Origin of the sequence: Chitinophaga sp. W2I13, from assembly GCF_050434005.1 — a bacterium.
Taxonomy (GTDB): Bacteria; Bacteroidota; Bacteroidia; order Chitinophagales; family Chitinophagaceae; genus Chitinophaga.
In genome coordinates, this window is the sequence record NZ_JBNPWD010000001.1 from 4,820,160 (window position 1) to 4,833,590 (window position 13,431).

Consider the following 13,431-nt stretch of genomic DNA (forward strand, 5'->3'; position numbering starts at 1 on the left):
CTAGATTTACCTGTTTTCCTTTTGTTGTTTTTCTATTGTAGTAAGATATTGCCGGATCTTTTCCAGTTCTTCTCCAGACGACTGATGGTGGCCGAGGGCCTGCATTACCAGTTGTGAAGCGGAACCGCCAAAAACGGTATCTATCATTTTGTCCAGTAATTGTTGCTGTGTTTTCTGCTGTGAAATGGCGGCAGTGTATACATGAGTTTTGCTGCTGGTATCGCGCTGCAACAGCTCTTTTTCATGCATGATCTGCATCAGTTTGAGGGTAGTGGTGTAGCCGGCATCTTTCGTTTGAGATAAGATCTCATGTATCTCACGAACGGTGCTGGGGCCTTTCTCCCAAAGAACGCCCAAAATTTCCAATTCACTTTCTGTAGGCCGGATCTGTTTCAAAGCAATGATTTATGGATGATGATGATTGTTGTACGAATGTCTTCGTAAACAAATGTACGATAGTTTTCGTAATTGCAAAATATCGGGCGGAATTTTTTTTCGCGGAGGTTGTCGCTGAGGTTGTCTTTTTCGCTGATTACGCTGATTATACTGATTTTAAGGATTTGATCACTTTTTGATTTTAAAGGATTTGGGAAGAGATCAGCGAATATATCCGCTTTTATCTCCCTAAATCCTTTAAAAAATCCTAAAAGTAAAATCAAGCAAATCAGTGTAATCAGCGTAATCAGCGAGAAAGACAACCTCCGCTCAGGTCTCCCCGCGTCGTAGCTGCCGCGTGGTTTTCCGGCTGCCATCCGCGCTCCAGCCAGGTGCGTCAAAAATATAATGCACTGCTTCGCGTAAGGAGCGGGCATGCCGCACATCCCGCCAGATATCCAGCCATTCATGGGTGGCAATACGGAAGGGATTATAGGTGTGTATATTTTTGGTGAGGCCATATACCGGTCGCCGCTTTTCCGGGGTGAAGGTGCCAAACATGCGATCCCAGATAATGAGGATGCCTGCATGGTTCCGGTCCAGGTAATCGATGTCGGAGCCATGATGCACGCGGTGATGAGAGGGGGTATTGAATATATACTCTATAGGCGCCGGTAATTTATGGATCACCTCTGTATGAATCCAGAACTGGTAGATCAGGCTGATCGCCTGCATACTCATTATCATTACCGGATGGAACCCAAGGAGCGGCATCCAGAGCCAGAAAGTAAAGGTGCCGGTTAAGTTGCCGGTCCATGTTTGGCGCACGGCCGTGGCGAGGTTGTATTTTTCAGACGAATGATGGATGACATGTGAGGCCCAGAAAAAACGGATATTATGACTGCTCCGATGAAACCAGTAGTAACTAAAATCATCTGCAAAAAAACATAATACCCATGCCCACCAGGTAAAGCCCAGGGTAAACAGCCGGAACTGGTAAAGAAAAAGATAGATGCCGAAAATAACGGCTTTGGTGAAGATCCCGATAAACACATTACCGAGGCCCATCGCAATGCTGCTGAGTGCATCTTTCGGTTCGTACATGTTCTTTTTGTCGATCGCTGTGAAAATGATTTCCAGCAGTATCAGCAGCACAAATCCGGGAATGGCATATGTTATCAGGTCGGGAGGCATATGTGGTAACTTTCTGTTACGGAAGTTAACGAATTTTTGCGGGGCTTCCCGGTAACTAAAGCAAAAATGCAGCGGAGAAAAAGCTTCCCCGCTGCATTATAATATTTAAAAAACAGGCACTATTTAAATGTTCTCTCTGCGCGGCTTACAGCAGATGTACCAAACCAACCCAGGATCCTCGTTTTACCGGAAGGGGTGGTGTTATGTACATTGCTTTTTACGTTTTCCAATACTTTGGCAAACAATCCGCCGGAATTTACCTGGTTATTTACCTGGGTAAGGAAATCGTAGCTGGGGTGGGTAAGGGAAAGCATTCTTACAATGGCCTTTTCATTTGCCTGGAAAGGTTTATCGTAATCTGTAATACCTTCTCTTATCGGTAAAATGAAAGTGTTGCCATCGGAAACGCCTTCATCATAGGAACCATCAATGGAGAAGTTATCCTCCAGGCGCTTCAGTGTATCATTGCGGTAAGAGCGGATCCAGTAATAGTCTGTTGCACCAGACAGGTCCCTGGCGTGGAACTTGGCATAGTAGCCTTCTTTGCCGCTGATAGATTCTTCTTTTGTTTTGAATTCATAAGAGATGGAATCTACCGTGGTAACTCTTTTGATACTGTCGAACGCTTCAAATATTTCACCTTTCAGCTCCACATGCAGCTTGTATCCATGGCCTATAATGCCGATAGCTTTGGTAGAGGCATCGTAGGTGTATTTGTTGTCTTTGAACAGGAATGGATAAGACTCGCCGCTGGTCAGGTCAAACAGGGTGATCTTTGCATCGTCGATGATGGGCGCCGGGCTGTTATCTGTATAAGGTACCGACATGGTGAACTTAATGGTTTGTATACCGGTTTCATTGGTAATCCACGCATCCAGTACCGGATAGGATTTTCCTTTCGCAATGTCCAGGTCGATCTTGTCTTCGCAGGCCGTAAAACCCGCAGCAACAGCAAACAATATGAGGAATAATGACTTTTTCATCTGATCTTGAATTTTGGACAATTAGAACTTGAAGTTATATGTGATACCAGGAATGATAGAGCCTATGATAGACATGCGTACTGCTTCCCGTTTGGTAGGATCATCGTCGTTTTGCTTAAAGTAAATGGTGTAAGCATTTCTGCGGGCATATACATTATACAGTGAGAACACCCATTCTCCTTTCCAGCGTTTCAGCTGTTTGCCTTTCAGTGTCATAGACAAATCCAGTCTGTGATACGCTGGCAGGCGGTAGTTATTGCGTTTCTCTGTACTGTTGTAAGGAATGTCCCAGTCCTGGAATTCCAGCCTGTTGTCTGCGAAGGTGCCTGGTGTGCCGGAGGCGAACACCCAGTTGGCCGACAGGGAAGTACGTTTGGTGAAAGTATGCGTTAACACCAGGTTAAGGTTGTGGGTGCGGTCGTAGCGGTTCAGGAACCATTCATCCATACTGATGCCGATGGTTTTCCTTTCTGTGCGTGACAGGGTGTAGCTTACCCAACCGGTAGTTTTGCCGATATCTTTTTTCACGTAAAGTTCCAGTCCGTATGCGCGTCCCTGCGAAGGCAACAGATCTGCTTCGATGAGCGGGTTCAGCTGCAGGTTAGCATTGTCGATATAATCCAGCTGGTTGTCTGTTGTCTTATAAAACACTTCGGCAGACAGTTCGTAGGCGTCGTTAGGCGCATTGTAGAAGTAGCCCGCAGTGTACTGGTCAGACACCATTGGTTTAATATTGTTGGTGCTGGGCGTCCAGATATCCAGGGGAGTAGGGGATGCGGTATTAGACAGTTGGTGCATGAACTGTGTAGTTCTGCTATAGGCCAGCTTCACAGCGTGTTGGTCTGTGAACGCGTACCGGGCGCTGATCCTGGGTTCAAAGTAATAGTAGCCTTTGATCCGGTCATTGGCGTCGAAGTCTTTGCTGCTGATCAATCTTTTGCGTATGCCAGGTGTTGTATCTGCAAAATAATAAGCAGTTCCTTTACCGATGAATTGATAGGCTGATAAGCGGCCACCGTACTGGATACCAAATTTTTTTGTGGGTTTAAACTCGTGATCCAGGTATACGGCTGATTCCAGTGCGTGCTGATCGTTAATTTGTTTAACGTGTTGCAGTGCACCTTCTGTGCTGGTACCTGTGCCTGGTTTAAAGGTATAATAGATCCCCTGTGCCCCGAAGTGCAGGCTGTTAGCGGCATTGATGTAGTAGGTAAAGGAAGGTTTTACGCCGTAGTTAATGATGTTGGATGTCCAGTCGTAACCCTGTGATTCTTCCCCGTTTGCTTTCTTTGAGTCGTTGCTGAACTTCAGACTATAGTCATACTTACTATAATAAGTAGTAAAGTTCATGAACAGGCGGTTGGTGAATACATGGTTCCATCTTACGGTGGCGGTACTGTTGCCCCAGTTCATGTTGATGTCTTTTCCAAAACCAAAAACGTCCCTGCCGAAATAACCGCTTACAAACAGGGAGTTATTTTTATTGAACTTGTAGTTGGCTTTAGCGGTGAGATCGTAGAAATTGAGCTTGGTATCTTTCATATCACCTTTTACAAAAGGCTTCATCAGGATATCTATATAAGATCTTCTGGCAGCCACTATAAAGGAAGATTTATCCTTTACCAGCGGGCCTTCTACCGACAAACGGCTGAAAATGTTACCAATACCGCCGTTTACGTTGAAGTCCTGGTTGTTACCGTCTTTCATACGGATATCCAGTACAGAAGAGGTTCTGCCACCGTATTCAGCGGGAAAACCGCCTTTGATCAGGTTGAGACTTTTAACGGCGTCGGGGTTAAATACAGAGAAGAAGCCGAGCATGTGGGTGGAGTTGTATACAGGTGCTTCATCCAGGAGAATGAGGTTTTCGTCGCTATTACCACCGCGTACGTTAAAGCCGGAAGCGCCTTCACCCACGGTGTTCACACCGGGGAGGGTTTGAATGGCCCGCAGTACATCTACCTCACCCATGAAGGTGGGCATCTTTTTCATTTGCTGTATATCCAGTTTATTGATGCTGGTATTCAGGGTATTGACGGTCCTTTCCTGTTTCTGGCCGTTAACGGTAACTACGTTCAGCTGGCTGCTGGTGGCTTCCATGCTTACGTCGAGCGTTACGTTCTTTTTCAGGTTAACAGTAGTTTTATAGGTACCGTAGCCCATGTAGGAGAACTGCAGTTCATGTTCTCCGGCCGGAAGCGTGAGGGAGTAAAATCCGTATTGGTTGCTCACCGTACCCAGACTGGTGCCGCTTTTACCAATAGAGATGCCTACCAGGCTTTCCCCGTTCTTCTTATCTTTTACATAGCCGCTCACGGTATATCGTTGCTGCTGTGCGGTTGTTGATTGTCCTGCGAGGATTAAAATGAGCAGAGACAGCAACATGGTTACCTTAGTTTTCATAAAAGTCAGATGCAGTTTTATATAATGTCTGTTGCATTTTTGTAGCATGCATATAAGACGTCGCAAAAATATGATACCCCTACGGCGATAAATTATTTTTTTAAATCATAATTGTGTTACAACATGATTTAACGAAAAAAGGAAGGCCCCGGCCTTCCTTTTTCAATAAAATACGAAGCCCTGTCAGTCCAGGATGGCACAGTTAAACCCGAGCCGGGTTACAAAATCTATAATTGTTTGTTCTGCCAGTGATTGAGGGCTTACAATACGTAATACTTTGTCACAGTCTTCCAGGTCTACGCTACAGGCATTTACGGTAAATTGTGCTGAAATGGCGTCAATAACATTGTTTCTATCCTGAACAGTTGTAATATTGGTACGGAATATTCCCAACATAGATGATAATTTTTTTTTGATTCGGAATATTTTTATGCAAATTTGCTACTGTTATCCCATATAGCTGTTACACGAGACGGATTATCAATTATACGAAACGGATTTTTTTATGGGCGTAGTTATTACAGATGATGCCAACCAGGTATTGCTAGTGGAAGAAATTCCTTACGATTACCATAAGATCCGTTCCAGGGGAATGATTGAAGAAACCCAGGAACTGCATAAGGATTTTGGCTCCGCAACTGTGCACGAATATAATTTCGAGGGCACCAGTATTGCCTGTTGCAAGGCGGAGGTGTATGAAAATATCCATGTTTCTTCAGATTTTATGGAGCCCCGTGTCATGATGTTATTCATGGAGCAGGGAGACATTACTACTACCCTTGGGGGGATTTCGGACAATTTCAGGTTTTCCACACAGGAACATAATCTCATGTTTAGTCCCGAGCAACTGGAGACTGTGGGCGTAAAGAAGCAGCGGGACATTCTCTTTTTGGGTATGAGCTTTACGCCGGCGCGGTTCCTGGAGCTGGCGGAGAATAATGGGCGCGTGCTGGATCAGCTGGCCAATAATGTGGCCGGGAATAAATCCGTGACGCTAGCCGATAAGTATAATCCCCGGATTACCCCGCGTATGCGCATGGCAATGGAGGAAGTGCGGCAGTGTAAGTTCCAGGGAGGTTTGAAAAAGCTGTTCTTGCAGTCGAAAGCCATGGAGCTGCTTGCCCTGCAATGTGAGCAGATGGAAGTGGCGCAATCGTCCGGTACGCCTTTGCGTAATAAAATCACTCCACAGGATGTAGAGAAGCTGTATTATACGAGGGACCTGGTATTGCAGCATATCCAGGAGCCGTTGAGCCTGGAGGAGTTATCGCGCAAAGCAGGGTTGAATGAGTTTAAGTTGAAATCAGGCTTTAAAGCCATTTTTGATAATACGGTATTTGGTTATTTGAACGACCACCGCCTGGAGTTGGCCAGGAAGCTGATATTGGGCGGAGATTTGCCCATGGCGCTCATCGCAGAGCAGACCGGATATTCGTCTCCTCAGCACTTCAGTACTGCTTTCCGTAAGAAATTCGGGGTGAGTCCCGGGAAAGTCAGGGGTTAACTAAAAAAGAACAGGAGCAACCAACGGTTGCTCCTGTCCTTTTTTAGTATTAATACGCCAGTGTAAAGCGTTGTTTGATATGTTTTGGTTGTTCCAGTTCATCCAGCAAGGCTACTGCGTAGTCGGCTGAAGAAATTTTACTCTCTCCTTTGTCGTTGAACACTACCTGGTTGGTACCCAAACGGAATTTACCGGTACGTTCACCTGGTTCTATCATCATAGCCGGGCTTATTACGGTCCAGTCGAGGTCTGTGGACTGTTTAATCACATTGAATGCGTCGCGGGTGGCAGTGGCGCCGCCTTTCCACTCTGCGGGGAATTCGGGGGTATCCAGCAATTGTACACCAGGGGCTATTTCCAGGCTGCCTGCACCACTAACAGCGATCAGTCTTTTGATACCCGATTCTTTGGTAGCATTAATAATGGCATTGATAGCCTTTACGTAAGTAGCGGAGTCGTGGGCGCTGTAAGCGCTGATCACAGCTTCATTGCCGGCCAGCAGCGGAGTGATTTCTGCTTCGTTGGTGGCGTCTCCTTTCTTTACAGTAAGATGTGCGTTGGTAACGGTTATCTTTTCCGGGTGACGAACGATGGCCGTTACTTCATGTCCTCTGTTCAGCGCTTCATTTAAAATGGCTGATCCTATAAATCCGGATGCTCCGATGATGGCAACTTTCATGATGTTAATTTTTTGTAGTGACTAAATAATACAGCCTGCCCGTGCTGATTGTTCTAATTGTTAGAAAAAATATTACAGTTTAGAGGATAAAAAAACAGATCCTCTGATCTGTAATAAAAATAATTACAGTACAAAGATAGGGAAGATATTTTAATTACCAAGCGGATTTTGTCTTTCTCACTGATTACACTGATTATATTGATTTAGGGGATTTGACCGTGTTGGATTTTAAAGGATTTGGGGAGATGTAAGCGGATGTTGTCTTTCCCGCTGATTATACTGATTTCTTTGATTTTATTTTCAGATAGTTTTATAAATAATTTGGGGAGATACAAGCGAAAATATCCGCTTAGATCTCCCCAAATCCTTTAAAATCCAAAAAGTAAAATCCTTTAAATCAGTATAATCAGCGGGAAAGACAACATCCGCTATTTCTTTTCCAAGAGGTAGGCCGTCGCTTTACTGCTCACCTTTTTTGCTGCCGGCTGCACGGTTTCTGTTTTAACAGTAGGGGGAACCGGTGGTTGCTTGGTATGAAACATTTCGGCCAGCGTGGGCGCAATCACCAATGATACGATAGACATCAGTTTGATGAGGATGTTCATACTTGGGCCGGAAGTATCTTTGAACGGATCACCTACGGTATCACCGGTTACGGATGCTTTATGTGGCTCAGACTTTTTGTAATAGGTTTCGCCATTGATTTCAACGCCTTTCTCGAAAGATTTTTTTGCATTGTCCCAGGCGCCACCGGCGTTGTTCTGGAAAATTCCCATCAGCACGCCGCTAACTGTAGCGCCGGCGAGGAATCCGCCCAATACTTCCGGACCGGCTATAAAGCCTACCAGTAAAGGTGAAATCAGAGCGATCGCGCCAGGCAGCATCATTTCACGGATGGATGCCTGCGTGGAAATAGCCACACATTTATCGTATTCCGGTTTGCCGGTGCCTTCCATGATGCCGGGGATTTCGCGGAACTGGCGGCGTACTTCTTCCACCATCGCCATAGCTGCACGACCTACCGCCGCAATAGCCAGGGAGGAGAAGATGAACGGGATCATCCCACCCACAAACAAACCTGCCAATACATTCGCTTTATAAATGTCGATACCCTGGATACCGGCTACACCAACAAAGGCTGCAAACAGCGCCAGTGCGGTTAAGGCAGCAGAGGCGATGGCAAAACCCTTACCGGTAGCGGCGGTGGTGTTACCTACTGCATCGAGGATATCTGTTTTTTCTCTTACTTCTTTTGGAAGCTCGCTCATTTCAGCAATACCACCGGCATTATCAGCAATAGGGCCGAAAGCGTCGATAGCCAGCTGCATGGCCGTTGTAGCCATCATACCGGCTGCGGCAATGGCCACACCGTATAATCCCGCCAGGTGGAAGGAACCGGCAATACCGGCAGCCAGCACCAGGATGGGCAGGGTAGTGGATTCCATGCCAACAGACAAACCACCGATAATATTGGTGGCGGCGCCGGTAGCAGATTGACGGATAATTGATTTTACCGGACGTTTACCCATCGCGGTATAATATTCTGTGATGATGCTGATCAGTGTACCTACGGCCAGTCCTACCATGATGGCGCCAAATACCTGTCCGCGGGTGAATTCATGACCGCGTAAGGTCATGGCACTTTCCGGAAGGATCCAGTTTACCAGGAAGTAGGAAACAATGGCTGTTAATATAATAGAACCCCAGTTTCCCATGTTCAGCGCTTTTTGCACCACGCCGGTATTCAGGCCGGAGCCTTCGCCGATGCGTACAAACAGGGTACCGATCATGGAGAAAATGATACCTGCACCGGCTATGATCATTGGCAGCAGGATAGGAGCGATGCCGCCGAATGCATCATGGGAAACGGTTTCAGAACCCAGTACCATGGTGGCTAATACGGTGGCTACATAAGAACCGAACAGGTCGGCGCCCATACCGGCTACGTCGCCTACGTTGTCGCCTACGTTATCCGCAATGGTGGCAGGGTTTCGAGGATCGTCTTCCGGGATGCCGGCTTCCACTTTACCTACCAGGTCGGCGCCCACATCGGCCGCTTTAGTGTAAATACCGCCACCCACACGGGCAAACAGGGCAATACTTTCTGCGCCTAATGAAAAACCAGTGAGCACTTCAATGGTTTTGATCATTTCAGCAGTATTCGCTTCCGCCCCGAAATATGATTTCAGTATAATAAATAAGGAGCCCAATCCGAGAACAGCCAAACCGGCAACACCCATTCCCATTACCGAACCGCCGGTAAAAGACACCTGCAGCGCTTTAGCAAGACTGGTACGTGCCGCATGCGCAGTGCGCACATTGGCTTTGGTGGCTATCTTCATACCTATGAACCCTGCGGTAGCAGAGAACACTGCGCCAATCACGAAAGCCAGCGCGATGGACCAGTGGGAGTTTTCATGTGTTGCTCCCATGTATCCCAATAGCAGGGCGGCAATAATCACAAAATAAATAAGGACTTTATACTCAGCTTTCAGAAATGCCATAGCGCCTTCAGCGATATGCTGGGCTATCTCTTTCATTTTGTCGTTTCCTGCATCCTGGCGTGTCACCCAGGAGCTTTTAACAGCCGTATACAACAAAGCCAATAATCCAAAACATGGAACGAGGTAAACTATATTCATGTAAGCGAAATTTACAAATACGTGGTTGACAAAAAAAGTTTAGTAATTAAAAAAATAGGATTCCAAAAAAAAATATTCAAATGAATATAAAACATAAATTATTAATTGTGTACCCGGTAAATAAAATTATTGTACACATGGGCCATGGGTAAGTATTTCAGGCGAAAAAAAATAAAGCGCTCAGATGCCTTCCCGGAAGGCATTGCCCAGTGAGGCGATAATATCGGAGGCGGTCATGGCTTCCTGCGAGAGCTGCGCCGCTGCCAGATCGCCGGCATAACCGTGCAGCCACACGCCCAGCAGCATAGCGGCTTTGGGGGTATAGTCCTGCGCCAGCAAACCGGTTAAGATCCCCGTGAGCACATCCCCGCTGCCACCGGTAGCCATACCGGGGTTGCCGGTGTGGTTAAAATATACCGCGCCATCAGGACAGGCAATCGCGGTATACCGTCCTTTCAATAAAATATACAGCTGCAGGTCCACCGCTTTTTTTGATAATAATTCCAGCCGCGCCACATCATTGGCAGTTTTGCCGAATAACCGCTCAAATTCTTTCGGATGTGGGGTGAGCAGGGATCCTTTGGGCACTTTGTATAACAGGTAGGAATATACGGAAAGCAGGTTGAGGGCGTCAGCGTCTATCACCATCGGGCGTTGCCAGGCATCCATCAGCGCTTCGAGCGATTTGGCGGTTCCGGGCTGTTTATCGATACCGGGACCAATACCGATGGCTTTGTAACCGGCGGAACTGATTCCTTTATGAAAATGGGTGCTGTAGTGGGCGTCTTCATCAGTGATGCACATAGCCGCCGGTTCGCTGATCTGCATGATCTGGGTGCCGCACTGGGGAACATGACAGGTAAGCAGTCCCACTCCGGCGCGTAAACAGGCGCGGGCACTTAATACTGCTGCGCCCATTTTCCCATAGCTGCCGGCAATGAGTAATGCGTGGCCGTAGGTGCCTTTATGTGCGAAGGGATCACGCGGCCGGTAAATAGTGCGCATCATTTCGCGATCGGACAGGTGATATCGTGCAGGCGTTTGCGTTATATACTCCGGGTGCAGCCCGATCGGCAGAATATGTACATCTCCTGCGTAGGGTGCATTTTCGGGTAACAGGAAAGCCAGTTTATAAAATTCGAAGCTCAGGGTGGTATGCGCCTGTACAACGGGATTATGCACACTGCTTTCGTCGGCCATCAGCCCAGAGGGCATATCTATGGCTATAATGGGATGTTTGTGGCGCTGGTCGTTGATAAGGTGTATAATACCTGCTACCCATCCGTCAACCGGCCGGCTCATACCGGTACCAAAAATAGCGTCAATGATAATAGCGTTGGGAGGAAGTTCCGGGAAGTCGGATATATCGCCGATGGTATAAGTTCCGGCAGGGTATTGTTGTTGCAGGATATGCAGCTGATGTTCGTGGTCGGGGCTTGCCTTGCTGCTATGCTGCAATATGCCGGTATGTACTTCGTAGCCATGCCCGAGCATTAAACGGGCAATGACCAGTCCATCTCCCCCGTTATTTCCTTTTCCGCAAAAAATATAAACAGGATGGGAGGGAGAATAATGATCTTCCAACCAGGCTGCACATTGTCCGGCCGCCCTTTCCATCAGGTGTGTACTGCTGATGGGTTCATGAGCGATGGTGAAGGCATCTGCCTCCCTGATCTGTGCAGCGGAGAAGATTTTCATGTCGGAAAGTTGAACATTAAAATTACTCCAAAATAAGGAACATAAAAAAACGGACCATGCTTGCCTCATGATCCGTTTGTAATGAAGTGGTCGCCGGGATTAAAAAGTATATCTGGCAGACACACCGCCGATCTCCTCACCAAGATAGTTGGTGGGTCCAACAAACTGTACGTAAGGTTTCAGATCAGCACTGATGTTCAAAGGAATTTTCTTGAAAGTATATTCGATACCAATGATGGCATCCAGACCGGGAGACACATAAGTACCCTTGCCTTTTTCCACATAACGGTCCCAGTCGTAATCGCGACGGTCGTAGAAACCTACGTGCGCGCCACCACCGGCATACATGTTCAGTTCAGGCATACCTATGTTCCAGTTGTATTCATACAATCCGGTAAAAGTAACATTTGTTTTGTGTGAGTGATTGGTGGTTACCAGTCCTTCGATGGCATGCGGACCTGTAATAAAGTGCTTAATGGTAAAGCCCACTACCCACGGATTGAGGCGGATACCCAGTGCAGTTTCGTAGTTGGATGGATCGCTGCTCTGATAGCTTTTTTTCTTCTGCGCGTTTGCCTGGATCGCAATTACAGCAATAAGGCTGAAAAGTAACACGACTTTTTTCATAGATGTGTTGTTTGAATGAAACTTAAAAATATACGTTCAGAAACGTTGGCTTGTTCTCTAAAGTATATACACGACGAAATTAATTCACGGTTGCTTTGCAAGAACAGTGCCAACCGGTTTGATCAGGCGTAGAAAAATGAATCCTGCGATACCTGCTGCAAGAGAGGCAACAATCACTGACATGATGGCTATAATCTGCATTTCCCTCTCTTGATAAGCCAGTGAAGAAATGAAAATAGACATGGTAAAACCAATACCGGCAATAAGTCCGACGCCGGCAAGCTGTAACCAGCCCGATTTTGAAGGCAGGGTAGCCAGTTTGAGTTTTACGGCAGTAAAGGAAAGTGTAAATATACCCAGTGGTTTTCCCAATACCAGCCCGGCAATGATGCCGTAACTGATGTTATTATGCAGCGCACCGCTGATATCTGCCGGTAAAAGGATAGCGGTATTGGCAAGCGCAAATACGGGCATGATAATAAAATTCACCGGATCATGTAAACTATGTACCAGTGCGGCTATACGGTCCTGTGGAATACAAAATGCCAGCAATACGCCTGCAATAGTGGCATGCACGCCTGAATTGAAAAGGCAATACCAGAGCACAATACCAGGAATGTAATAAAAGATCAGGCGTTGTACTTTCAGGAAGTTCAGCAACAGTGGTATGAGTAAAACGCCGCCACCGATCAGTAAATATTTTACATCGAGGTGTGGAGTGTAGAAGATGGCAATGGTTAATATGGCGCCCAGGTCATCGATGATGGCCAGCGCCATCAGGAAGATCTTGAGTGCTACCGGTACGCGTCTGCCCAGCAGGGATAAAATGCCCAGTGAAAAAGCAATGTCGGTGGCCATCGGAATACCCCAGCCATGCGCATAGGCGGTATTTTTATTAAAGAGGACGAAGATCAGTGCGGGAAACAGCATTCCGCCGATGGCAGCCAGTACGGGCAAAATGGATTTGCGTACAGAAGATAATTCTCCTACGGTGAGTTCTCTTTTTATTTCCATGCCTACCAGGAAAAAGAACAGCACCATCATGCCGTCGTTTATCCATAACAGCCAGGAATTGGGCAGGTGCAACGACCCGTATTGATAATGGTGGCCGCCTGCGGGATCAAATAATGTATTCCAGAATCCTATATAATCTTCATGGGCGCCAGTGTTAGCCAGTACCATTGATATGATGGTGCATACAATGAGTACAATTCCTACCGCGCGACTATCTTTCAGGAAAGTGTGGATAGGGGATATCAATGTTTTCCGGATGATGTTAATAGAGTTCTTAATCACAGCATTCTTTTTAGTGAAAAATATTTCCGG

Annotated in this window: 11 protein-coding genes; 1 reads left to right on the forward strand and 10 read right to left on the reverse strand. The window is 46.7% G+C overall.

From position 1 onward, the window contains the following. Positions 1 to 6: 6 nt before the first annotated feature. From QFZ48_RS19910 to QFZ48_RS19930, 5 genes are all read right to left on the reverse strand, one after another. Complete coding sequence (locus tag QFZ48_RS19910; protein WP_370907914.1) at positions 7 to 396, reverse strand: BlaI/MecI/CopY family transcriptional regulator; 390 nt, start codon at positions 394 to 396, stop codon at positions 7 to 9. Between the two features lie 309 nt (positions 397 to 705). Then, positions 706 to 1,569 carry a sterol desaturase family protein gene (locus QFZ48_RS19915; protein WP_429050370.1) on the reverse strand — a complete coding sequence of 288 codons (864 nt, stop codon included), beginning with the start codon at positions 1,567 to 1,569 and terminating at the stop codon, positions 706 to 708. Between the two features lie 119 nt (positions 1,570 to 1,688). After that, positions 1,689 to 2,552, reverse strand: coding sequence for a DUF4249 domain-containing protein (locus QFZ48_RS19920; RefSeq protein ID WP_429050369.1), 864 nt, complete (start codon positions 2,550 to 2,552; stop codon positions 1,689 to 1,691). A 21-nt stretch (positions 2,553 to 2,573) separates the two neighbouring features. After that, on the reverse strand, positions 2,574 to 4,955 hold the full coding sequence (locus QFZ48_RS19925) for a TonB-dependent receptor (protein ID WP_429063330.1): 2,382 nt from the start codon (positions 4,953 to 4,955) through the stop codon (positions 2,574 to 2,576). A gap of 183 nt (positions 4,956 to 5,138) precedes the next feature. Beyond that, positions 5,139 to 5,351, reverse strand: a complete 213-nt coding sequence (locus QFZ48_RS19930; RefSeq protein ID WP_079473379.1) for a hypothetical protein — start codon at positions 5,349 to 5,351, stop codon at positions 5,139 to 5,141. A 109-nt stretch (positions 5,352 to 5,460) separates the two neighbouring features. Here QFZ48_RS19930 and QFZ48_RS19935 point away from each other — a divergent pair, with 109 nt between their 5' ends. Next, a complete protein-coding gene (locus QFZ48_RS19935; protein ID WP_429063331.1) occupies positions 5,461 to 6,459 on the forward strand; it encodes a helix-turn-helix transcriptional regulator in 999 nt (332 codons plus the stop codon). Positions 6,460 to 6,508: 49 nt separating this feature from the next. On the opposite strand, the gene QFZ48_RS19940 is transcribed toward QFZ48_RS19935, so the two are convergent. The 5 genes from QFZ48_RS19940 to nhaA all read right to left on the reverse strand — a co-directional run bounded on the left by QFZ48_RS19940 (position 6,509) and on the right by nhaA (position 13,401). Then, positions 6,509 to 7,138, reverse strand: a complete 630-nt coding sequence (locus QFZ48_RS19940; RefSeq protein WP_429050366.1) for an NAD(P)-dependent oxidoreductase — start codon at positions 7,136 to 7,138, stop codon at positions 6,509 to 6,511. Between the two features lie 428 nt (positions 7,139 to 7,566). Continuing rightward, positions 7,567 to 9,780 (reverse strand): sodium-translocating pyrophosphatase, encoded by a 2,214-nt coding sequence (locus QFZ48_RS19945; protein ID WP_429050365.1) that lies wholly within the window; start codon positions 9,778 to 9,780, stop codon positions 7,567 to 7,569. Between the two features lie 180 nt (positions 9,781 to 9,960). Further along, positions 9,961 to 11,478: an NAD(P)H-hydrate dehydratase gene (locus QFZ48_RS19950; protein WP_429063332.1), complete on the reverse strand. Its 1,518-nt coding sequence runs from the start codon at positions 11,476 to 11,478 to the stop codon at positions 9,961 to 9,963. 99 nt (positions 11,479 to 11,577) lie between these two features. Further along, complete coding sequence (locus QFZ48_RS19955) at positions 11,578 to 12,105, reverse strand: hypothetical protein (protein ID WP_370907906.1); 528 nt, start codon at positions 12,103 to 12,105, stop codon at positions 11,578 to 11,580. 84 nt (positions 12,106 to 12,189) lie between these two features. Next, positions 12,190 to 13,401, reverse strand: coding sequence for a Na+/H+ antiporter NhaA (gene nhaA / locus QFZ48_RS19960; protein WP_429063333.1), 1,212 nt, complete (start codon positions 13,399 to 13,401; stop codon positions 12,190 to 12,192). Positions 13,402 to 13,431: the final 30 nt, after the last annotated feature.

Bases quoted from the DNA above. Each gene is read 5' to 3' on its own strand.
- QFZ48_RS19915 (WP_429050370.1), bottom strand. From the start codon at position 1,569: ATGCCTCCCGACCTGATAACATATGCCATTCCCGGATTTGTGCTGCTG.
- QFZ48_RS19950 (WP_429063332.1), bottom strand. From the start codon at position 11,478: ATGAAAATCTTCTCCGCTGCACAGATCAGGGAGGCAGATGCCTTCACC.
- QFZ48_RS19925 (WP_429063330.1), bottom strand. From the start codon at position 4,955: ATGAAAACTAAGGTAACCATGTTGCTGTCTCTGCTCATTTTAATCCTC.
- QFZ48_RS19945 (WP_429050365.1), bottom strand. From the start codon at position 9,780: ATGAATATAGTTTACCTCGTTCCATGTTTTGGATTATTGGCTTTGTTG.
- QFZ48_RS19955 (WP_370907906.1), bottom strand. From the start codon at position 12,105: ATGAAAAAAGTCGTGTTACTTTTCAGCCTTATTGCTGTAATTGCGATC.
- QFZ48_RS19920 (WP_429050369.1), bottom strand. From the start codon at position 2,552: ATGAAAAAGTCATTATTCCTCATATTGTTTGCTGTTGCTGCGGGTTTT.
- QFZ48_RS19940 (WP_429050366.1), bottom strand. From the start codon at position 7,138: ATGAAAGTTGCCATCATCGGAGCATCCGGATTTATAGGATCAGCCATT.
- QFZ48_RS19930 (WP_079473379.1), bottom strand. From the start codon at position 5,351: ATGTTGGGAATATTCCGTACCAATATTACAACTGTTCAGGATAGAAAC.
- QFZ48_RS19935 (WP_429063331.1), top strand. From the start codon at position 5,461: ATGGGCGTAGTTATTACAGATGATGCCAACCAGGTATTGCTAGTGGAA.